Annotated in this window: 25 protein-coding genes; 6 read left to right on the top strand and 19 right to left on the bottom strand. The window is 34.4% G+C overall.

Going from position 1 to position 20,600, the window contains the following annotated elements:
- Nucleotides 1-38: 38 nt before the first annotated feature.
- The 3 genes from VG895_05150 to VG895_05140 form a co-directional block, all read right to left on the bottom strand.
- Nucleotides 39-662, bottom strand: a complete 624-nt coding sequence (locus VG895_05150) for a DUF5667 domain-containing protein (GenBank protein HWA52411.1) — start codon at nt 660-662, stop codon at nt 39-41.
- An 83-nt stretch (nt 663-745) separates the two neighbouring features.
- The gene (locus VG895_05145) at nt 746-1,396 is read right to left on the bottom strand and encodes a CPBP family intramembrane glutamic endopeptidase (protein HWA52410.1); all 651 of its coding nucleotides are present in this window, start codon (nt 1,394-1,396) and stop codon (nt 746-748) included.
- Nucleotides 1,383-1,886: a hypothetical protein gene (locus VG895_05140; protein HWA52409.1), complete on the bottom strand. Its 504-nt coding sequence runs from the start codon at nt 1,884-1,886 to the stop codon at nt 1,383-1,385. The genes VG895_05145 and VG895_05140 overlap by 14 nt, the downstream gene beginning before the upstream one ends.
- Before the next feature lie 61 nt (nt 1,887-1,947).
- Here VG895_05140 and VG895_05135 point away from each other — a divergent pair, with 61 nt between their 5' ends.
- From VG895_05135 to VG895_05115, 5 genes are all read left to right on the top strand, one after another.
- Nucleotides 1,948-2,496, top strand: a complete 549-nt coding sequence (locus VG895_05135; GenBank protein ID HWA52408.1) for a hypothetical protein — start codon at nt 1,948-1,950, stop codon at nt 2,494-2,496.
- A gap of 24 nt (nt 2,497-2,520) precedes the next feature.
- Nucleotides 2,521-4,848, top strand: coding sequence for a transglycosylase domain-containing protein (locus VG895_05130; protein HWA52407.1), 2,328 nt, complete (start codon nt 2,521-2,523; stop codon nt 4,846-4,848).
- Nucleotides 4,849-4,850: 2 nt separating this feature from the next.
- Nucleotides 4,851-4,982 (top strand): hypothetical protein, encoded by a 132-nt coding sequence (locus VG895_05125; protein ID HWA52406.1) that lies wholly within the window; start codon nt 4,851-4,853, stop codon nt 4,980-4,982.
- Entirely contained in the window at nt 4,979-5,512 is a 534-nt protein-coding gene (locus VG895_05120) for a hypothetical protein (protein ID HWA52405.1), read from the top strand. Before VG895_05125 ends, VG895_05120 begins: the two co-directional genes overlap by 4 nt.
- A 136-nt stretch (nt 5,513-5,648) precedes the next feature.
- The gene (locus VG895_05115; protein ID HWA52404.1) at nt 5,649-7,745 is read left to right on the top strand and encodes a transglycosylase domain-containing protein; all 2,097 of its coding nucleotides are present in this window, start codon (nt 5,649-5,651) and stop codon (nt 7,743-7,745) included.
- On the opposite strand, the gene VG895_05110 is transcribed toward VG895_05115, so the two are convergent.
- The 10 genes from VG895_05110 to gap are packed head-to-tail and all read right to left on the bottom strand — an operon-like array spanning nt 7,742 to nt 16,758.
- Nucleotides 7,742-8,605, bottom strand: a complete 864-nt coding sequence (locus VG895_05110) for a DUF1189 family protein (GenBank protein ID HWA52403.1) — start codon at nt 8,603-8,605, stop codon at nt 7,742-7,744. The genes VG895_05115 and VG895_05110 overlap by 4 nt on opposite strands.
- Complete coding sequence (locus tag VG895_05105) at nt 8,598-9,602, bottom strand: serine hydrolase (GenBank protein HWA52402.1); 1,005 nt, start codon at nt 9,600-9,602, stop codon at nt 8,598-8,600. Before VG895_05105 ends, VG895_05110 begins: the two co-directional genes overlap by 8 nt.
- 21 nt (nt 9,603-9,623) lie before the next feature.
- On the bottom strand, nt 9,624-10,577 hold the full coding sequence (locus tag VG895_05100) for a D-glycerate dehydrogenase (GenBank protein ID HWA52401.1): 954 nt from the start codon (nt 10,575-10,577) through the stop codon (nt 9,624-9,626).
- A complete protein-coding gene (locus VG895_05095; protein ID HWA52400.1) occupies nt 10,574-11,569 on the bottom strand; it encodes a carbohydrate kinase family protein in 996 nt (331 codons plus the stop codon). The genes VG895_05100 and VG895_05095 overlap by 4 nt, the downstream gene beginning before the upstream one ends.
- On the bottom strand, nt 11,559-12,542 hold the full coding sequence (locus tag VG895_05090) for a class I fructose-bisphosphate aldolase (protein ID HWA52399.1): 984 nt from the start codon (nt 12,540-12,542) through the stop codon (nt 11,559-11,561). The genes VG895_05095 and VG895_05090 overlap by 11 nt, the downstream gene beginning before the upstream one ends.
- A 17-nt stretch (nt 12,543-12,559) precedes the next feature.
- Nucleotides 12,560-13,552 carry a transketolase C-terminal domain-containing protein gene (locus VG895_05085; protein HWA52398.1) on the bottom strand — a complete coding sequence of 331 codons (993 nt, stop codon included), beginning with the start codon at nt 13,550-13,552 and terminating at the stop codon, nt 12,560-12,562.
- Nucleotides 13,545-14,387, bottom strand: a complete 843-nt coding sequence (locus tag VG895_05080) for a transketolase (protein HWA52397.1) — start codon at nt 14,385-14,387, stop codon at nt 13,545-13,547. Before VG895_05080 ends, VG895_05085 begins: the two co-directional genes overlap by 8 nt.
- 13 nt (nt 14,388-14,400) lie before the next feature.
- On the bottom strand, nt 14,401-15,003 hold the full coding sequence (locus tag VG895_05075) for an LOG family protein (GenBank protein HWA52396.1): 603 nt from the start codon (nt 15,001-15,003) through the stop codon (nt 14,401-14,403).
- On the bottom strand, nt 14,990-15,628 hold the full coding sequence (locus VG895_05070) for a hypothetical protein (GenBank protein HWA52395.1): 639 nt from the start codon (nt 15,626-15,628) through the stop codon (nt 14,990-14,992). The genes VG895_05075 and VG895_05070 overlap by 14 nt, the downstream gene beginning before the upstream one ends.
- 23 nt (nt 15,629-15,651) lie before the next feature.
- On the bottom strand, nt 15,652-16,758 hold the full coding sequence (gene gap, locus VG895_05065) for a type I glyceraldehyde-3-phosphate dehydrogenase (protein HWA52394.1): 1,107 nt from the start codon (nt 16,756-16,758) through the stop codon (nt 15,652-15,654).
- A 38-nt stretch (nt 16,759-16,796) separates the two neighbouring features.
- Here gap and VG895_05060 point away from each other — a divergent pair, with 38 nt between their 5' ends.
- On the top strand, nt 16,797-17,315 hold the full coding sequence (locus VG895_05060) for a hypothetical protein (protein HWA52393.1): 519 nt from the start codon (nt 16,797-16,799) through the stop codon (nt 17,313-17,315).
- On the opposite strand, the gene VG895_05055 is transcribed toward VG895_05060, so the two are convergent.
- The 6 genes from VG895_05055 to VG895_05030 are packed head-to-tail and all read right to left on the bottom strand — an operon-like array spanning nt 17,298 to nt 20,595.
- Nucleotides 17,298-17,858, bottom strand: a complete 561-nt coding sequence (locus tag VG895_05055; GenBank protein HWA52392.1) for a hypothetical protein — start codon at nt 17,856-17,858, stop codon at nt 17,298-17,300. The two genes, VG895_05060 and VG895_05055, sit on opposite strands and share 18 nt — an antisense overlap.
- The gene (locus VG895_05050) at nt 17,830-18,402 is read right to left on the bottom strand and encodes a hypothetical protein (GenBank protein HWA52391.1); all 573 of its coding nucleotides are present in this window, start codon (nt 18,400-18,402) and stop codon (nt 17,830-17,832) included. Before VG895_05050 ends, VG895_05055 begins: the two co-directional genes overlap by 29 nt.
- 3 nt (nt 18,403-18,405) lie before the next feature.
- Nucleotides 18,406-19,359, bottom strand: a complete 954-nt coding sequence (gene pgk, locus VG895_05045; protein ID HWA52390.1) for a phosphoglycerate kinase — start codon at nt 19,357-19,359, stop codon at nt 18,406-18,408.
- The gene (locus VG895_05040; protein ID HWA52389.1) at nt 19,356-19,808 is read right to left on the bottom strand and encodes an RpiB/LacA/LacB family sugar-phosphate isomerase; all 453 of its coding nucleotides are present in this window, start codon (nt 19,806-19,808) and stop codon (nt 19,356-19,358) included. The genes pgk and VG895_05040 overlap by 4 nt, the downstream gene beginning before the upstream one ends.
- Nucleotides 19,805-19,939, bottom strand: coding sequence for a hypothetical protein (locus VG895_05035; protein HWA52388.1), 135 nt, complete (start codon nt 19,937-19,939; stop codon nt 19,805-19,807). The genes VG895_05040 and VG895_05035 overlap by 4 nt, the downstream gene beginning before the upstream one ends.
- Nucleotides 19,936-20,595, bottom strand: a complete 660-nt coding sequence (locus VG895_05030) for a triose-phosphate isomerase (GenBank protein ID HWA52387.1) — start codon at nt 20,593-20,595, stop codon at nt 19,936-19,938. Before VG895_05030 ends, VG895_05035 begins: the two co-directional genes overlap by 4 nt.
- Between the last annotated feature and the right edge of the window lie 5 nt (nt 20,596-20,600).

Raw genomic sequence — 20,600 nt, 5'->3', positions numbered from 1 at the left:
AATTTTTCGTCAACTGGATTTTAATAATTCAAAAGAGGTCAATTTAAAAGATATGGATTTTGAGGAACTGGAAGATGTACTTCGTTTAAATTATCGCGGCCAAAACCATAAAGAGTATTTGGAGAATTTTCAATTTTAATAATTAACGGTTTAACATTTTCCGGAGCAACAGTTGCAAGACTATTTATAACTTTTGCATGCTCAATTGTTGAAAGTGTGTATTTTTGTAAAAAATCTTTCATGTCACTACCTTCTTGTGAAGCTAAATATTCTTCCCTATTTGATTCGCTTAAATAATTTTCAGCCTTTGATAAAACAGAAAAACCTAAATTTGATTTACCTTCTTCAAATAAGACAACTGCTGCTGCCAACCTTTTGTTGGCGAGAGCTAAATTAAGATTTGCTTTTTGAGCGGGATTTATTGTTAACAAACTCCAGACTTTATCTCTTAACGCGATCATTGGCCAAAAAGGACTATCAGGCAAAATATGGCCTGGATAAGGAAGATTGCTAACTATTGTTAAATTTGTAGATTTTACCGGTGAAGGAGTTGGAAGATCTTGAGAAAAAGCTTGAACCTGAGAGACCCTAAGTATTGAAATTATTAGTATTAACGAAGCTAGAAGTGAACTCCCGAAAAAGAGTAATAAATTCTTAAGCATTGGGTAAGAATAATAGTACAAACTAAGTGCAAGTACGTCAAGACAAAACAAATGCGAACACTTACTGTCGTGAAAATATCAAACTATCTAAAGAGAGCAATGGGCCATTCCCAAAGAACGTGAAGAAAAATTGATGAAGATATATTTTTGGTGCGAGCATAAACAAATGCAGATCCAAGTCCAAATACAAAAGTTAAAAATAGATAAACTGCAGCCGAAAGCGGATCTAGTTTATTTACAAAAATAGTGATTGGAATATGAATTATTGTCCAGCCAATTGTTGTAATAATATTTGCCTGCCATTCGTTTCCAAGAACTGCCCAGATGCGAGTAAAAAAATAACCTCTAAAAACTATTTCTTCTGAAATTGCTGTTGCAAAGGAAATTGCAAGCGATGTGAAAAGAGTTTCATTTCCTAAATTTGCTGCAAAATTAAATTGACCGTATTTGAAAAAATTAGCAATTACTGCTTCGATTGTGAAAAGTGCTCCTAAAAATAAACTTAAATAAATGCCTTTAAAAAGATTTTTCCAGGTTATGCCAATACTTTGTAAATTATTTTTTTCCAATTTTACTAAATAAAAAACTGGAATGATCCAAATAACTGGCTTAATTATTATTTCTTCAACAAAATCAGGGAGCTGAAAAAGGATGCGGTAAAATCCCCACACAAGCAAAAGGAAAGTAAAAAGAAGCGTAACATGCTTAATTAATGTAGTTTTACTTACCTTCATTTAACTTCATTTTACACTTATCGTAAGCTTCATCAACAGCACCAATTATCATCTCTACTCTCTTTTTTGCTTCATTAAAATCAATTGCCCGTTTTTCATCCGGGAACCAATGAAATAAAAGATTGCGGCAATTTTTCCAGGCTTCCCAAAGATTGGCACTTAGAGTTTTATCACCATTAAACATTGCTGTTAATTTATCGTAAACGCTTTCTGAGCGAAATCTTTCTTCAAGCGACGGATTTAAAGCCATACCAATCCTAAAATGTTTGCCGTAATAATCTTCACTTGTTATAAAATTTAAATCCAAAAATAATTTTTTAAGAAAACCTTCGTAAGCTTTTGCTGCTGGGAAAACTATAAAAGAATAATCATGGAAAGTGTCTTTCCATAAAGGAACGACGGCCAGGAGCTCAAAAGATTCCTCAAGAAGCTCAACTAAATCTTCTTCAAGATAATCATACCAGGGTTTATTTTTTAAATTATCTTGCATTACTTAAAAAGTATAACTTCATTGATTTATGATTGTAAATATAATAAGATCACGAAAACAGATGACTATTGATAGATTGAATCCAACAAGTCACGAACAAGAATTTTTAGAAAATAATTTAGAAATTAGTGATAATGGCCGTGCTACTTGGGTAAGATGGAAGTGTAATTCTGATTTAGGAACTACTTTAGAAGCTGTTAATCATTCTTTAGGCGAACTTCGTACGCAAGGTTTTCGCATTCACAATAACCTCCAAGAGTCTTTAGTTCAAGTAGTTTGCAGAAATAAACGAACAAGACAAACTTCGTGGTTTAAATATTATAAAGAAGGCCAGCTTCCTGTTGATTTAGATTTATTAAATATTCCTGATAAAGATTGCAATCCAGTTCAAGTAGAATTTCATTCTTCTTTAATGTTTGTCCGCTTACATCTTAGTAATGTTGAAGCCAGGGAATTGTTAGAGGAAACTGCAGTCAATAAAGTTGAGGTTTTAACTCAATATAATATGAGTGGCCATATATTTGATTTAGTTAAGTCTAGTGTCAAAAATGTAGAATTTTCTGAAGATCTTCAACAACATCTTCGCAAAAGTCTATCTATTTATCCGTAAAGATGGTTTGAGTTATAATTAGTAATGGCGGAGAAAAAAACTTTCAAAGATAGTACAGAGAAAAAACAAACTCTTGAAAAATTAATTGAGAAACCAATTCAAGAAAAGAAAAAAAGATTTTTTAGAGATACACATTTTAGAAAAAAAATTATTTTTTTTACAGTTGTTATTGCAGGACTGGTATATCTTTTTTCTGGAATTCCTTTACCAACAAGCCTTGGGCAAAAAGAACCAGTTTCTACACAAATTTTTGACCGCTCGGGTAAACTAATTTACGAAATATTTGCTGATAAAAAACGTGACCCAATAAAATTATCTGACCTCCCTCCCTATGTAGGGAATGCTACTGTTTCTATTGAAGATAAAGATTTTTATAAACACAGTGCTTTCTCGCCGACTGGAATAATTAGAGCTGCTTATAGCACTGTTTTTAAAGGAGACTTACAAGGCGGAAGTACTATTGAACAACAATATGTTAAAAATGCATTTTTGACACAAGACCGCACTATAAAGCGAAAAATTCAGGAATTATTCCTTGCAATGATTATTGAATCTATTTATACAAAACAACAAATTTTGGAAGCTTATTTAAATCAAGTGCCATACGGAGGAGATGCATACGGAATAGAAAGCGCATCGCAACAATATTTTAACAAAAGCGCTAAAGATTTAGATTTGGCACAGGCAGCACTTCTTGCAGGACTTACACAAGCGCCGACTTATTACTCCCCTTTTGGAGCGCATCCGGAACTTGCAAAACAGCGACAAATTGAAGTACTTAAATCAATGGTAACTAATAAATATATTACCGAAGCACAAGCTGATGCAGCTGAAGCAGAACCTCTTATTTATGCAGAACCATCGCAAATACAGGCGCCGCATTTTGCACTCTGGATAAAAGATCAACTGGTACAACAGTACGGCGAACAAATGGTAAACGAAGGAGGGTTAAGAGTTTATACAACGCTTGATTTAGATTTACAGAATTTTGCACAACAAACTGTAGCTACAGAAGTTGGAAAACTTGTTAATCAAAACGTAAAAAATGGAGCCGTAATAGTAACCCGCCCCGCTGACGGAGAAATACTTGCAATGGTCGGCAGCAAAGATTATTTTGATGCAAAAAATGACGGAAATGTAAATGTTATTTTTGCTGACCGACAACCCGGGTCTTCAATAAAACCTTTTAATTACGCACTTGCAATTCGCGACCGCAAAATAACTCCTGCAACAATACTTGCTGACGTGCCAACTTGTTTTGATGTTGCGGGACAGCAACCTTATTGTCCAGTAAATTATGATGGGCAATTTCATGGAGGCGAAGCTGTGCGATTTGCACTGGGAAATTCGTTTAACATTCCTGCTGTTCGAGTTTTGGCACTCAATGGTCTTAATAATTTTATAAATTTTGCGACAAGCGTTGGAATTACAACTTTTACAGACCCTTCAAAATACGGTCTTTCTTTAACATTGGGAGGAGGAGAAGTTACACCTTATGATATGGCTGAAGCTTACGGAACTCTGGCAAACGGCGGAATAAAAGAACCGCTTGTGGCAATTACAAAAATTACAGACTGGAAAGGAAATGTACTTGAAGATAATAAACTTGATGATTTGACTGGAAATAGAGTCGTTCCGCAAGATGTTTCATTTTTAATTTCACAAATACTACTTGATAATAATGCAAGAGCGCAGGAATTTGGAACTTCATCTTACTTGGTAGTTTCCGGGCACCCTGAAGTATCCGTAAAAACTGGAACAACCAATGACAGACGAGATAATTGGACTGACGGATATACGGGGCAGATTGCCGCAGTTGTTTGGGTTGGTAACAATGACAATACACCAATGAACGGAAGCGTTTCGGGAATAACTGGAGCTTCCCCTATTTTTAATAAAGTAATTGCATATGCGCTAAACAAAAGCGAGAAAGGGTTTTATAATAAGTCCGATGACGGGCATGCCTGGCCAACACAACCGTCTGATGTTAAGGGCATGACAATTTGCGCTGATACTGGACTTGCACCAACAAGCGGCGATCCAAATAATCCTGGGTGCCCAGCAAGATTTGATTATTTTATTGACGGAACACAACCACAAGCAATTCCTACAATGACACAAAATTTAACTGTTTATAAAGATACACATATGATTGCATCAAGCAGCGCAACTCCTGACCAAGTACAACAAGAGCAACATCCGATTGTTCAAGATCCACTCGGAACAATTCTTTGTCTTGATTGCCCGCTTCCAACTTATAATGTGACTATAAATTATCCAATATTTGGAGTAAGCGATAATTCGAAATTTACACCAACACCTATTGCAACGCCAACTCCAAGCGGACAATAAATATGAAACTGCCAAAATATTTAACTACTGTTACCACTTTTTCTAAATTACTTGCTTTAATTTTATTTTTTACAATGCCTGTAATTGCATTTGAACTTGGGGGGTATTTTGAAATGATTCAATTAATGAAATGAAGAATTATAGAAAATATAGAACCTTAAGATACATTGCACTTTCATTTTTTGTAATTATTCCTGTGATTGCATTTTTTTTGGGAATTAAATACCAGGAAAATTTACACAGTAATTTAGTGTTACAAAATAATTCTAATTCCCCGATATTTTATACAAATACAAATTGGGGTTTTACATTAAAGTTTCCTTCAACCTGGAATGGATATTTAGTTGATGAAACTGATGATTTAAATAAATATAAAGATCCTGGTTTTGCAAGTACTGCACAAATTTGTTTTCATTTTAATAGACCAACTTATGCTTCAGCGTGTATTTTATCAATATCTATTTTTTCTACAAAACAATGGCAAGATTGGACTAATTCCCGTGGTGGAGGTAAAATTCTTGGTGTTAAAAATAATTATTATTTTATAAGCGACAACAATATAGATAATGTTAATTGCAATATACCTGTACCTTATGATGCCTTTCAATGTCAAAGGGCTTTAGAAATTAAGGATATTAATTCTACTTTCAAATTTACTAATTAAGAACTGATTACAGTTCTTGTCATTTCGAATATTCATTCGAACAGATAAATGATACAATACGTTCCAACTAATGCTTCGTAGATTTTTTAAGTCCTTATACTTTATTGTCCTATTTATTGGGAGTTTTTGTAGTTTTTTGATCGTAGAAGCTATTAGAATTATTAAAGAGCCAAGGGAACAAGTTATCTATCAATCTAAAGATTATAGGAAGAAAAGAAAGCCGAAAATTTTCCATATTAAAATCACTTTCTACCGAAAAATTGGAATTACTACGCGGATAAAAATATTATTTGCATTTGTTATTTTTATTTTAATAATTGTTGCTGGTATATGGTATTTTGTTTTTCGCGGACTTCCATCACCCAATCAGCTTATTAATCGCAAAGTTGATGTTTCTACAAAAATATATGACCGCAATGGAATACTTCTTTATCAAATCTACAAAGACCAAAACAGGACTCCGGTTGCCCTTCCTCAAGTACCTGACATTACTCGCAAAGCAACACTTGCTGCTGAGGATTCAAATTTTTATAACGAATATGGATTTTCCTGGAAAGGAATCATAAGATCCTTACTTGCTGATATTACAAATCAAGATTTAACAGAAGGAGGGAGCACGATTACACAACAACTTGTAAAAAACACACTTCTCTCCCCTGAAAAAACCTGGAGCCGCAAAATTAAAGAATTAGTTTTATCAATTGAAGTTGAACGTGAATTTAGTAAAGATCAAATTCTCTCCATGTATTTGAATGAAGTTTCATACGGCGGAAGCGCTTATGGAATTGAAGCTGCTTCCGAACAATATTTTGGAAAGGATGTATCGCAACTGACAACCGCAGAATCGGCACTTCTTGCCGGACTTCCAAAATCACCAACCACATATTCCCCGTTTGGTGCAGATCCAGACCTTGCAATTAACAGACAACAGGAAGTGCTTGGACTTATGAAACAAGATAAATTTATAACCGCTGACCAATACAACGAAGCAATTAACGAAAAACTTAATTTTGCAAATAACCAAACTAATATTAAAGCGCCACATTTTGTAATGTATGTCAGGCAAAAATTAGTTGATGAATATGGAGAAGATGAAGTTGAACGCGGAGGACTAAACGTAATTACAACACTTGATTATAATATCCAGCAAATTGCACAAGATGCTGTTACATCACAAGTTGCAAACTTAAAAGGATTGCATGTTACAAACGGAGCCGCAATTGTACTTGATCCAAAATCAGGAGATATACTTGCAATGGTCGGGTCGACTGATTATTTTAATGCAACTAATGATGGTGAGGTAAATGTTACAACTGCACTTCGGCCACCTGGGTCCTCAATAAAAATTGTTAATTATGCATATGCCTTGGGACATGGATATACGCCGCTATCTGTAATTGATGATTCACCTATTACTTTTAAATTTGCTGGATCACCTTCTTATACTCCTGTAAATTATGATGGAAAATTTGTCGGGCCGATAACTTTAAGGAATGCACTTGCACAATCGAGAAATATTCCGGCGGTAAAAGTTTTGGCGTCATACGGAGTGCAGAACATGATTAATTTAGGACAAGCAATGGGAATTACAACCTGGAATGAAAAGAATACTTATGGGCTTTCATTAACACTTGGAGGAGGAAGCACAAGACTTATTGATATGGCGCGAGTTTATGCAACGGTTGCAGATTCTGGAAATAGGCCTGCCATAAATTCACTTCTTAAAGTAACTGATTATAAAGGAAACAATTTGCCATTTGATTGCGATACGGGAAACTGCGAAAGCGAAAATGTAATTGATCCACGAGTTTCTTACCAGCTTATTAATATTTTGTCTGATAATAATGCACGGGCTCCAGAATTTGGGGAACATTCATCTCTAGTTATTAATGGCCATCCGGAAGTTGCTGTAAAAACTGGAACAAGTAACGATTTAAGAGATAATCTTACAATTGGATTTAATCAGAATTATTTAACAGCTGTATGGGTTGGCAACAATGATAATTCGCCAATGGCAAGAATTGCATCAGGAATTACTGGAGCTGCACCAATTTGGAATGAGATAGAAGGTAAATTAATTGGAAGCGATAAACCAATAAATTGGAATGTACCTGATGGACTAATAGCTGCACCTTGCAGCAAAAATGATTTATTTTTAAACGGAACTGATGTTAATAAAATTTGTGCAGGGCTTAATAAAATTGCGACGCCAAGCGCTACGCTAAATAATTAAATTTGATTTATTACAATCATCATGAAGACAAAAAGAATTGCGCTTCCTAAAAGCGGAGGCATTTGAATTCCTACAGCTGCAACTATAAAACTTAAAAGAATTGGCAATGTACTTCCGTGCATATCAAGTTGTAATAATTTTTTGAATGTATATTCTTTTTTCATTAACTTTAAGATTAAATAAAAAATTGCAGTGAAAATTAAAAGATAAATTAATTGCCCTGCAAGAGACAAACCTGCAGCAATAAATGGCCAAATTACAATTGATAAAATAATTAAAATTATTATTCCTGGCTCTATATATTTTAAATATGGAGAGATTTGTGTGATTAATTTATTGTATTCTCCTTGATTGATTGTGGTATTTGTAGATTTATCTATTGGATAAGATTGAAAACCAGTACCTGTATTATCAACTGTAACAATTGTATCTGCCGTTACTAAAACTGCTGTATTTTTATTTTTAATATCTGACGGACTGGCATTAGTATCTATTGTTAAAGAATGAGCATAATTTTTTGCTAAGCCAAATTGATTTAAGGAATCAATATAAATTGGCTCCTTTTCGTTTGTGCTAACTTTTCCGTCTTTGATCGTTACGACTAACCCTGTTGGATATAGCGAATTTGCTTTTGATTCAAAAGTATTTATAAATCCTGGAACTTTTGGCAAAACAATTGCACCAAGAGAGCCTGCAAAAACAATACTGCCGATTAATGAAACTAAATAAAAAAGAAAGAATAAGTATTTAACTGAAAAAGAAAATTTTGCTTTTTTAATTTCTTTATAATATTGAAACTTGGTTAAACTTTTTACTAATACGTCGAAGAAAAATTTTATCTTTTTTACTATCTTATTCATGCGTACTCCAATCATACACTATTTTTGATATTTTAGGAATTTCTACATCGGCCTGGTCTTCGTCAATATCTTTGGACATGATTACTAAAATATACGGCTTTGCGGCATAAACAATACCTGCATCATTTAATTCTCCATCGTCTGCTCCATATTTATGAACTACTTTAATGTTTGATGGAACTCCAGCTGGAATTAAATTTTCAAAATCTGTATTTGTTAAAAAGGAGTAAAATTCATCTTTTGAAGAATTGGAAATTAAATTGGTGTTATTTAATTGATAAAAAAGCGAACCGATATCATAAGGAGTTGTTTCACTTTGACTAAAATCTGTATTATTCATATTTAGATTGGATATTTCGTTTGTCTCTGCATCCTGGCCCAATACATTTTCCATAATTTGAAAACCTGTATTATCGGAATTTTTTCCCATTGCCTGGACAATATCTTTGTAGGTTACAACTGTCCCCGGAGCCATGCTTGCTAAAATACCTGCACCTCCCTCATCATCGGAATATTTTAAAGTATATGAAGTTTGTGGATCTATTTTGCCATTATCAACTGCCTGATAGTAAGCGATCATCAAAGGAAGCTTGAAAAGAGAAGCGCCGTCGAACTCAATATTGTCATTTATTCCAAGGGAGTAACTGCCATCGACTGACTTCAAATAAATTCCATAAGTCCCTGTTAAATTGGAAATTTCATTATTTAATGTGGTATTTAATTCATCTGTGTCAGGAGTTGCAAGAGGGACAAAATTATTTATGATTGGAGCATTTATTTTGGCAGGAACGGCAGTGCGCGAACTTTTTGATTTAATAAAGAAAATGATTGATAAAACAGGGAGACCAATTAGAAAAATAAAAATAATTAGTCGTTCTATTCTTCCCCATGGTTTTGGAGGTTCTTCTTTTTTCTTTCTACGCCTAACTGGTTTTATTTCAGGAATTGGATCTAATTCCTCATTTTCTTCTTTCTTTTTTCTGAAAGGTAAATTCATAAGATTATTATACCTGAAGTACTATTTTGCCAAGTTTTGCGGAACTTTACCTGAAGCAACATCAAGAATTGCATTAACTGCTAACTCTCCCATTTTGTTTCTGGCCTCATTTGTGGCGGATGCTATGTGTGGAGTTAATATTACATTTTCCATACCCATTAATTCTGGATTAATTTCCGGCTCATTATCAAAAACATCAAGAGCAGCACCTTTTACTTTTCCACTTCTTAATGCCTGAACTAGAGCATGTTCGTCGACAATTGGACCGCGAGCGGTATTAACTAAAAATACTCCGTCTTTCATTTTTGAAAAAGCTAATTCATTTATTATGTGACGGGTTTCTTCGTTTAAAGGAACATGAAGACTTATAAAATCGCTTTTCATAAATAATTCGTCAAGACTTCCACACATAACACAAAATTCTTCGTTTTCATCTTTGTGGTGCTGACTATAAATAACATTCATTCCAAAAGCATGGGCGCGAACTGCTGCCATTTTTCCAATACGGCCAAGTCCGATTACTCCCAAGGTTTTTCCCATTAAACTTTCGCCAACAAAAAGATCAGGTTCCCAGCCATGATATGCGCCTTCGTGCACTGCGTGATCTGCTTCACTAACGCGGCGGGCAATATTTAAAATTAAGGCAATTGTATGCTCGGCAACCGCAACATTTACTTCATCGCAGGGAGTATTGGTTACGTAAATATTTTTTCTTTTAGCATCGTCTAAATTAATATTATCGAAACCGACTGCATAATTACTGATTAATTTTAATTGTGGACCTGCTGCGTCCATTACTTCGGCGTCAATTTTGTCTGTTAATTGACTTAAAATAACATCAACCCCGCGAATTTTTTCAACTAATTCTTCGGCTGTTAATGGTCTGTCAAAATCAGAGACAACTACATCGTGATGTGCATCAATTAATTTTTGAATATGATTGCCGGGAATTTTTCTTGTGACTAAAATTTTCATAATTCTTCTACTTTAATGTTACTACTTCTTACTTTTTCAAGCCAAGATGGAATTTCACTATCATGTAATAATCCTTTTTGAGAACCGATGAAACTTATCACAGAACTAGAATTACACATCCCCCAAACTAGGGCTTCTTCTAAAGATTTACCTTTAATTAGTGCCGATAAACAGCCACTTCCGAATGCATCTCCTGCACCAGTTCTTTCAATCACTGGAATATTAAGAGTTCCTAACTTCCAATATTTGCCATCGGCTTTTGCAAAACAGCCATTTCCGCCATCTGTGATAATTGGAATTTGGACTCCAAGATTTGATAAACCATCTAATAAACTTTTGTGATTATTTTCAGATTTTTCAATCCCTGTTAATTTTTCGGCTTCTTCTTTGTTTACAAATAAACATACGGTACGAGATAAAATGTTTTTTAAACTTTCTATTCCGGCTTTTAGTTGCCAGCTGCCTGGATTAAAACCTAACTTTATGTTTGGATTTTGCGCTAAAAGCTCATAAACCGATTCATAAAATTCTGCAAAATTTTCCCCCATTGAAGTTAAATAGATCCACTGAGGAATGGGAACATCTACCGGAAATTGATAGATTTTTGGAGAATGATATGTAAAAATAGTACGCTCGCCAAGATATCTTATTACAATTGATGAGTTTGAAGTTGTGTTTTCATCTTTTTTAATAAAACCTGTATAAACTCTTTCTTTTTCAAGTGTCTCATATATTTGATTACCTGAATTATCCTGACCAATTGTTAGAAGAATTGCAGTCTCGACACCTAAACGACTTGCACCAACTGCGTTATTGGCAGCATTGCCGCCGACTGAATAATCAAGAGATTTAACTGGAATTTTATCTCCATAAGTAAAACTAATCAGACATTTTTTATTGTCAATTTCGCAAGTTGTATCAACTTCACTTGGTTCTATAAAAGTATCAAGCGAGGCATCACCAATACTAAGAAGAGTGAAATTATTTGCCATTTCGAGCGTTAGAATTTACCTTAGCAACTTCTAAAAATTTATCTTGAGCATCTTTAACCATTGTAGGATTTCCTTTCCAAATTTCTAAAGCTGAATTTTGAAGAGCTCTTCCAAAAGAGAAAGATAATTCCCAAGGAACGTCATCTCTTTTATTCATTTCTCTTAAATTATTTGCAGCTTCTTCTTCAGACTGACCACCAGATAAAAAGACAATACCTGGAATTTCTTGAGGTACACAATCTTTAAGAACTTCAATGGTTTTTTGGGCAACAGTTTCTGAAGTTGCAGTGCCCGATCCACTTCCAGGAAGAACCATATTTGGCTTGAGGAGCATTGCTCTAAAATTTACATTTTTGTCTTTTAGTTTCATAAAAACAATTCGCAAAACACTACGAGTCACTTCATAGCATTTATCAATAGTGTGACTTCCGTCCATTAAAACTTCTGGCTCAACTATTGGGACAAAACCTGAGCTTTGTGCGATGGATGCATACTCAGCCAGACGATTGGCATTTTCTTCAACACATTGAATTGAAGGATTGACTTCGGAAATAGAAAAAGCTGCACGCCATTTGGTAAATTGTAGTTTTAATTCTTTGTAATCTACCAATCTTTCTTTTAGACCTGTTAAACCGTCTGTTAATTTATCTCCCGGATAGCCTGCCATGTCTTCCATACCCTGATCAACTTTTATTCCTGGGATAATTCCTTTTTTAATTAAAACATCTGTAAAGTTTTCTCCGGTTGATGTTTTATCTCTTGAAGTTTCATCAAACATTATCACACCGCTTATAAAATTTTCAATGCCTTGAGTTGTAAAAAGCATTTCGCGATAAGCGCGCCTTGCTTCTTGGGTTGAGCTTATTCCGACTGCAGTAAATCTTTTTTCAATTGTCGGGAAAGATTCATCAGCTGCCAAAATACCTTTTCCTTTTGTGACCAAGGCTTTGGCTAAATTTTCTAATTCGTCCATAAATTAACTATAACACGTCAGGAGTTTTTGCGCGCGATAACTTTTTTAACTTTTTCAATTATATTTTCTTTAGTTAAATTATATTTTTCTAATAATTCATCTGGACTTCCACTTTCTCCAAATTTGTCTTCAACTGCAACCATTTCAATTGGAGTTGGGAAATTTTTTGATAAACACTCAGCAACTGCAGAGCCGAGTCCTCCATTAATTTGATGGTCCTCTACTGTAATAATTGCCCCACAAGTTTTGGCGGCTCTAATTATTGCTAATTCATCAAGAGGTTTTATCGTGTGACAATTTATAACTAAAACATCCATTCTATTTTGCAACCCTTTAGCGGCAAGTAAACTTTCATAAACTAATGGACCTGTTGCAATTATTGCAACTAATGGATTTTTGCTTTCCCAAAAAGTTTCAGCTTTACCAATATTAAATGGGGTTCTATCAGTTGTAAAAACAGGAGTACTGGCGCGAGTTAATCTAAGATAGCTTGGTTTATTATTTTTGGCAATTTCAAGCGTTGCTTTTTTGGCTTCTTCGGCGTCACAAGGAGAAATTACAATCATATTGGGAAGACTTCTCATTAAAGCAAAATCCTCAAGCATTTGGTGAGTTGCACCGTCTGGGCCAACAGTTAATCCTGTATGACTGCCGATAATTTTTACTGGAACATTGTTAATACAAATAGTGGTACGAATTTGTTCCCAGGTGCGACCTGGAGAAAATACAGAATAACTTGCTGCAAAAGGAATTTTACCGTAATTTGCAAGACCTGATGAAACTGTTATCATTGCCTGTTCGGCAACACCGGTTTCAAAAAAACGTTGCGGGAATTTTTCTTTAAATAAATTTACATGAACGGACTCTTCAAGATCTGCAGATAAGGCAACAACATTTATATTTTTTTCTCCTGCAATTAATAATCCTTCGCCAAAACCAATACGAGTGGAAGCTTGTTCAATATTTTTTTTGAAAATATTTTCTGAAAGATTTTGTTTGGGATTAATCATTTTCTTTTATCCTTTCTTTAATTTCATCACGCGTTTTTTCTAATTCCTTTAATGCCAATTTTGCCTCTTCTTTATTTGGAGCTTTGCCATGCCATACATATTTATTTTCCATAAAGCTAACTCCTTTACCTGGAATAGTATTTGCAATAATTACTGTTGGTCTATCATAAATATCTTTTGCCTTTTTAATAGCAGTCGCAATTTCTTTGAAATTAGACCCATCAATTTCTTCAACATTCCAATGAAAAGATTTATATTTATCAACTAAAAAATTAATGGGCATTATCTCTTCTGTGTTACCACTTAATTGAATTTTATTTCTATCAATAATTGCAGTTAAATTTCCTAATTTGTATTTGACTGCAAATAAAACTGCCTCCCAAGTATTTCCTTCATCCTGCTCCCCGTCAGACATGACACAATAAACTCTAAATCTTTTATTATCTAATTTCGCACCAAGAGCAATCCCAGCAGCTTGGCCCAAACCAGAACCTAATGGGCCAGAAGTTGTTTCTAAACCTGGCAATTTACCGCGTTCCGGATGACCTTGCAATCTAGAATTTAATTTGCGAAGTGTTTTTAATTCTTTAACGTCAAAATAACCACTTTCTGCCATGGCTGCATAACGCACAGGTACGATATGGCCATTGCTTAAAATTAATCTGTCGCGTTCTTCCCAATCAGGATTACTTGGATCGTGATTTAAAATACTAAAATAAAGACTTGCAAAAATATCTGCCATTCCAAGAGCGCCGCCGGGATGACCAGAACCGGCGCGCTCAAGCATAGTGATAATATCAATTCTTATTTGGTTGGCAGCTAATTCTAAATCCATGGCAGTAGATCTTTTATAGCTCGAAAGCTTTTTCGTTGCTATTTGCGTTTTCTTTATCTTTAATTAACCTTTCAAAAGTTAGAATTTCTTCATATGCCTTTTCCGGAGTTTCTACAATTTTATAAACTTTTAAATCTTCAGGACGAATTCTCATATTATTAATAAATGAATCAATGATTGCTTTCCAGAATTTTCCATACAAAATTAAAGGTTTGTGATGACCATAATAAAGTTTTGCTAATCCCCAAGCCATTCCAAATTCTGAAATTGTTCCTGTTCCCCCTGCGAAAATAACATACAAATCTCCTAATTCAAGAAGTTTAAGTGTTCGCTCAAGATAATTTTTAGTGACAACTTCCTGATCAATTGGATTATTCGGGTCGCGTCCTTCAAAATTTGTAATATCTTTTGGATAAAAAGTAACTCCAATTGTTGTCCCGCCGCCAGCTTTAGCGCCTTCAGAAACAGCACGCATAGTTCCCGGACCGCCGCCGTTTATTGTGACAAATCCTTTTTGCGCTAAAAATTTTGCACATTCGTAAGCTTCTTTGTACAACGGGTCGGACGGCGCTGTGTCTGCAAAACCAAAATAAGAGATGTGTTTAATTTTGACCATTGAATAATTTTAGATTATCTACAAGACTTGGTTCAAATATTCTTTTTCCGACTGCAACTTCATCAACTCCCAAACTTTCCATTTCGTGAACTAATTCAACTGTTACTCCGCCATCAACCAATAATTTAAAATTTAAATTTAGTTTGTGTCGTAATTCATTAGCTGCTTTTATTTTGTCAAAAACTGAAAGATCAAATTCCTGACCGCCAAAACCAGCTTTAACACTCATTAAAAGCAAGACATCTAATTTGGGTAAAACATTTTGACTCACTTTTTCAATTGGTGTATCCAAATCAATTGCGAGACCAGCTTCTGTGGTCGTTGCCTTTACTTTATCGACAAATTCCATTTGATTTTGCATAAATTCAATTTGGCCAATCATTCTATTGGCGCTATTTGGCACACAATGCTCTACCCATTCAACTGGATCTTTGACCATTAAATGAAAATCCAAATTTAAAACAGTTGTTATATTTTTTAAAACTGCTGGATCAACTGTGGAATTGTTGGCAAATTTATTATCAATAACATCAATTTGAATTCGATCAACAATGCCTTCAGCTTTATTTTCAAGGGACGTTAATTCGCTAATGTCATCAGTTAAAATGGCAGGAATGATCTTCATAAATTCATTTTAGCACGAAGAGATTATTTTTGAGGAGTGAAACTTAGAGTTATTGGATCAGTTGGAGCCGTGTTACTATTTAAACTTCTGCTAACACGGACTACTTGCTCAACGAGGCGATTTGTATAACCCCATTCGTTATCATACCAGGCAAAAACTTTAACTAAATTGCCGCCAATAACCTGCGTTAATCCTAAATCAACAATTGCTGATTCGCTTCTGCCAATAATATCTGATGAAACTAAAGGCTCGTTACTTACTGCAAGAATGCCCTTGTATAACGCATTTTCCGAAGCGTCGATAAATGCCTGATTAACTTCTTCTATAGAAGTAACTTTTTTGGTAATAATTGCAAAATCTGTAATGGATCCTGTGACAACTGGGACTCTTAAAGCACGGCCGTCAAATAAACCTTTTAGATCGGGAATGGTTTCAGTTGTTGAAATTGCTGCTCCTGTAGTTGTGGGCACAATATTAACTGCAGCAGCGCGCGCGCGGCGCAAATCTGAATGAGATCCATCTTCCAAAACTTGGTCATCTGTATATGCGTGGGCTGTTGTCATTGCAGCTTTTTCAATTCCAAATTTTGCATGCATTACTGCTGCAACTGGAGCAATACAATTTGTAGTACAGCTGGCATTTGAAACAACTTGTGATTTACCGTCATATTCATTAACCCCAATTACATAAGTGTTAACATTACTCCCCTTCGGAGGGGCTGAAATAATTACGCGCTTTGCGCCACCTTTGGCGTGCTTTGCGGCGCCTTCTGCATCTGTAAAATGGCCAGTAGATTCAATTACAACGTCAACTCCGTATTTGCTCCAAGGAAGTTTTTCGGGATCTTTTTGAGCAAGAACTGGAATTTTTACACCATCAACAATTAGATTTCCAATTTGGGGATTTTCATCTGTTGCTTCTTTTGGATCTTTTAATTCCTCAGATTTAATTTCTTTTGCAAATTTCCTATATGTTGTGTCGTAATTTACAAGATGTGCCCAACTTGCTGTCGGCATGCTGCCTGAAGTATTAATTGCTGCAAATTCGATTTCGCCAGTGTGCTTTAATAAACCAATTCTAAAAGCTAAACGCCCAATTCTACCAAAACCATTTATGCCAACTTTGACCATTTGTATTCACTATACTATAATTTTTTTAATAAAAAAATATGTCAGAACAAAGAGCTAATGAAATGCTAAGACAAGAAGACGAGAGATTTATAACGGAACTTATAAAAAATGGTGCAATTACTGAGGCTGGTGGAGATTGTTTAAAGTTTATCATTAGTTTTAGGAGAAGTTTAACACAAGCGAATTCCAATTCACTATTTGCAGATGGTAAAGAATATAAAGAGTTAGTTCAAAAATCTGGTTTTAGAGATGAAGATATTAACAGTATAAAGTCTAGCGCAGACGCTTTCTTTGCAGAAGCTAGAAGTTCACAACTTTCTATATTAGAAATGGATTTTAAATTTATGATTGGAATGTCGGCCATATTCATGTCTCGTATGCAAAGAGAAGAATTGGAGAGGTTAGATATAAATGAGGTTTCTCTAGAGAGACTAAAAGATTTAAATGCTAAAAATTTTACCGAGCTTATGAAAATAATAGACCTAGCACAGGCAAGAGTTCCTATTTTTCCAGAACAAGTTATAGAGAGAATGAAACTTTCAGATAGCAACTCCTGAAATCTCAATATGAGAAATTTCAAATTTAAAATTTTCGCCTTTGATATTTTTTGGCAGCTTAACTGATTCTTCAATTAAAATTTTATTTACAACTCCACTATCTTCTGCGATTTTACTGGCGACATTTACCGGTCCGCCGGCAATTTCCCATCCTTCTTTTTGAAGATCAAATAATAAAACATTGCCACGACATAAACCAATACTAATATTAAAATTGTCACTTAAATTATCCTGCAAATCTTTGGCAAAATTAATTGCTACTTCATTTTTATCTGTAACAAAAATCCCTAAACTTCCGTTTGATTTAATTTTTTGGACTTCATGAAATTCTAATAATTTTTCAATTAATGAATTTGCAAGCAACCAATCGCTTAATTCATCTAATAAAAATTTTCTTTTTGGGTGAAGGATTTTGACTAAAATAACTGTTTTTGTAAAAGAATATTTTTTATAGACTGCATCATAAACTTTTTTATCTGATAAATTTTTAGTCAAATCGTCGTAAAAGTCTTTGTTAAATGGTATTGGATATATGTTTGTCATTTAGTAATTTAGAAAAGGATTTAGTTAATTTTATTTCTCCTCCTTCAGTATGATTTTCCGCCAAATCTTCAACAAAATCTGCTTCATCACCAAATAAACCTCCACCGATTTTAATAAATTTTCCGTAGTGAATCGCCATGCCGATGTGAAGTGAGAAATTTTCTAATTCTTTTTGGACTTGTTGCATTTTCTCATAAATTAATTTAGGCGAAACAGATTTTGGATAAAACATTTCTGTATTGTCTGCTGCCCATATTCCAATTCCAACTCCTCCAATTTCGCTGCCGTATTTATAAACTAAATCTTTAGGATGACTTACTATTTTCATAACTTCCAATAAATCTAATTCTTCACTTAATTTACTAAGGCCCGCGGAGTCTGATGCAACGACGGTTCCTTCAACTAAATAATTTTTTAAAATATCTTCGTGAAGTTTTTTTGTTTTATTACTTGTAATCCATTTCTGAATAATTTCTAAGGGAACAGCGCCTGCGATATCTTCAGTAACGTCAGCTAATGATGGATTTATAAAACGCTTTGGCATAAGTTATTTTTCAAGAAGGGAAACAATTCCAGGGAGAGTGCCTTTGGCAAGAAACTCTAGCATTGCTCCTCCGCCGACACTTATCCAATTAAATTTATCTTTTAGATTAAGTAAATTAATTGCAGTTTCTGTATCCCCCCCTCCTGCAATTTTAAATGAATTACTATTTGTAACATTAAAGAAAACTCGGGAAGTCCCCTGCCTGTGGCCTTCTTCTTCAAATTTTCCAATTGGGCCACTTACAACTATTGTTTTAGATTTTATTATTTCAGTTTCAAACTTTTCAATTGAATGAATAGTGATATCTTCTTTGTCTGGTAATAAGTCGGCAACAACAACTTTCTCATTATGTCGAAGAGGACTGTCATCGTGAATATAATCCGGCATTCTTCCTCCAATTAAAATTTTATCTGATAATTTTAAAAAACTTTCCATATATGAAAGCTTGTCGTCTTTTAATCCGCTAATGATAAAAATTAATGGTCTTTGCGGGTTTTCTAAAACTTTGGAAAGATTTTCTATTTCAGAAACAAACCTAAAGCCTGCTGCATGAGGAAGTAATTTCGGTAAACCGACAATTGATGCGTGTTCGCGGTGGCTTACGCCAAAAGCTTCATTAACATAAAAATCCTGACCTGCTGACAATTCTTTGGCAAAGCTTTCGTCATTTTTTTCTTCTCTTTCGTCAAAACGAAGATTTTCCAAAACTCTTGCTTCCCATTTTTTAAAATATTGTTCAAAAGGCTTTAGACTTAAGCTTTCATCAAGCCCTTGTGGGCGGCCGCGATGTCCAATAATTGTAATTAATGCATTTTGATTTTTTAGATAATCGAGAGTTTGAGAAAGCGAAGTTAAACGAATATTATTTATATCTTCCGGGGAAATATCCAAATCAGCGCGAACAATTACGCGTTTGCCTGTTAAATTAAAATCAGAAAGCTTGGGAAGAGAGATCATGATTTATTATCTTCTATATTCTTGATTTCTTCCAGCCTTCTTTCGTGACGAGGTAAATTATCAAATTTTGTTTCTAAAAAAACTTTAAGCATGTTTTGTGCCTCTTCGTCTGTCGTAAAGTCGCTTGCAAGAACTAAAATATTTATATTGTCGTCATTTTTCGCTGCCTTTACCTGATCTTGTGTTTTACCAATTCCAGCTCTAATTCCATGAAATTTGTTTGCAGTGATGTCTACCCCTACTCCACTGCCACAAAGAAGAATACCTAGACAATTTTTTTCTTCGCTTACTTTTTTGGCAACTGATGAAGCATAAGTTGTGTAATCATCATCCGGATTTAATTTATCCGGACCTAAATCTTCAAATTCGTAATTCCAACTTTCAAGCCATGTTGCTATTTTATTTTTTAAAGCGAAACCTCTATGGTCTGATCCAAGATATATTTTCATTTTCCAATAATCATTAAACATAAAATAGAACCAGGTATTAAAATTTCCAGGAAACCCAAAACTCGAACCGCAGTTCCACTACTAAACTCAATTCGACTCCAGTTGACACCTTTTATTGAATTTTCGTTCATTTGTAGCCTTCTACCAATTGGAGTAATTCTTTTTTTGGGTCTTCGGCTTTTACAATGCTGCTTGCGATTGCAAAACCTGCAGCGCCTAATTGTAAACCAATTCTCATATCTTCTTCGCTTTTTACTCCTGCTCCAATTATTAGAGGAATGCCAGCATCTTTTGCCAGCGCGACGGCATCTTTTATAACTTCTGGCTTTGCCTGACTAACAGAAGTATCAGTGCTTCCAACCAACTCAGGAGGCTCGTAAGAAATAAAATCTGGAGATATATCGAGGTTCCTTTTTAGTTCTTCCAGATCTGCCGCAAATACTAAAGTTTTTAAACCAACTTCTTTACAGACTTTAACAGTGTTTGTTAATACATTAAAATCTGAAATTTTATTTTCTGAATGATTTAAAAAAGTTCCATATGCACCCGCTTCGCGAACTTCTTTTGGCAGAATACTTCCTGTGTGAGCACCAAAATCAACTGGATCAACTTTTTGAGCCCAAATTTCTAAATTACTTTCAGAAACTATTTCTTTCAAATCAAGAGCTTGAACAACTGGAATGATTTTTATCTGAGATTCTTTACTTACTTCTTCGATTATTTTTGTTAAAGAAAGAGCGTTGTCTCCTGAAGACTCTTCATATGTTTTGTAATTTACAAAAATCATTTCTC

Source organism: Patescibacteria group bacterium (genome assembly GCA_035549555.1).
Taxonomy (GTDB): Bacteria; Patescibacteriota; Microgenomatia; order UBA8517; family UBA8517; genus Co84-156.
The sequence above is the reverse complement of the archived record's forward strand: the minus strand, read 5'-3'. Positions and strand labels throughout refer to the sequence as shown.

Coding starts and splice junctions, on each gene's coding strand:
- VG895_05095 (HWA52400.1), bottom strand. CDS start 11,569: ATGGCAAATAATTTCACTCTTCTTAGTATTGGTGATGCCTCGCTTGAT.
- VG895_05125 (HWA52406.1), top strand. CDS start 4,851: ATGAAACTGCCAAAATATTTAACTACTGTTACCACTTTTTCTAAATTA.
- VG895_05080 (HWA52397.1), bottom strand. CDS start 14,387: ATGGATTTAGAATTAGCTGCCAACCAAATAAGAATTGATATTATCACT.
- VG895_05150 (HWA52411.1), bottom strand. CDS start 662: ATGCTTAAGAATTTATTACTCTTTTTCGGGAGTTCACTTCTAGCTTCG.
- VG895_05120 (HWA52405.1), top strand. CDS start 4,979: ATGAAGAATTATAGAAAATATAGAACCTTAAGATACATTGCACTTTCA.
- VG895_05110 (HWA52403.1), bottom strand. CDS start 8,605: ATGAATAAGATAGTAAAAAAGATAAAATTTTTCTTCGACGTATTAGTA.
- VG895_05140 (HWA52409.1), bottom strand. CDS start 1,886: ATGCAAGATAATTTAAAAAATAAACCCTGGTATGATTATCTTGAAGAA.
- VG895_05055 (HWA52392.1), bottom strand. CDS start 17,858: ATGACAAACATATATCCAATACCATTTAACAAAGACTTTTACGACGAT.
- VG895_05030 (HWA52387.1), bottom strand. CDS start 20,595: ATGATTTTTGTAAATTACAAAACATATGAAGAGTCTTCAGGAGACAAC.
- VG895_05100 (HWA52401.1), bottom strand. CDS start 10,577: ATGAAAATTTTAGTCACAAGAAAAATTCCCGGCAATCATATTCAAAAA.
- VG895_05105 (HWA52402.1), bottom strand. CDS start 9,602: ATGAATTTACCTTTCAGAAAAAAGAAAGAAGAAAATGAGGAATTAGAT.
- pgk (HWA52390.1), bottom strand. CDS start 19,359: ATGATCTCTCTTCCCAAGCTTTCTGATTTTAATTTAACAGGCAAACGC.
- VG895_05130 (HWA52407.1), top strand. CDS start 2,521: ATGGCGGAGAAAAAAACTTTCAAAGATAGTACAGAGAAAAAACAAACT.
- VG895_05090 (HWA52399.1), bottom strand. CDS start 12,542: ATGGACGAATTAGAAAATTTAGCCAAAGCCTTGGTCACAAAAGGAAAA.
- gap (HWA52394.1), bottom strand. CDS start 16,758: ATGGTCAAAGTTGGCATAAATGGTTTTGGTAGAATTGGGCGTTTAGCT.
- VG895_05060 (HWA52393.1), top strand. CDS start 16,797: ATGTCAGAACAAAGAGCTAATGAAATGCTAAGACAAGAAGACGAGAGA.
- VG895_05085 (HWA52398.1), bottom strand. CDS start 13,552: ATGATTAATCCCAAACAAAATCTTTCAGAAAATATTTTCAAAAAAAAT.
- VG895_05145 (HWA52410.1), bottom strand. CDS start 1,396: ATGAAGGTAAGTAAAACTACATTAATTAAGCATGTTACGCTTCTTTTT.
- VG895_05040 (HWA52389.1), bottom strand. CDS start 19,808: ATGAAAATATATCTTGGATCAGACCATAGAGGTTTCGCTTTAAAAAAT.
- VG895_05135 (HWA52408.1), top strand. CDS start 1,948: ATGACTATTGATAGATTGAATCCAACAAGTCACGAACAAGAATTTTTA.
- VG895_05075 (HWA52396.1), bottom strand. CDS start 15,003: ATGGTCAAAATTAAACACATCTCTTATTTTGGTTTTGCAGACACAGCG.
- VG895_05050 (HWA52391.1), bottom strand. CDS start 18,402: ATGCCAAAGCGTTTTATAAATCCATCATTAGCTGACGTTACTGAAGAT.
- VG895_05070 (HWA52395.1), bottom strand. CDS start 15,628: ATGAAGATCATTCCTGCCATTTTAACTGATGACATTAGCGAATTAACG.
- VG895_05035 (HWA52388.1), bottom strand. CDS start 19,939: ATGAACGAAAATTCAATAAAAGGTGTCAACTGGAGTCGAATTGAGTTT.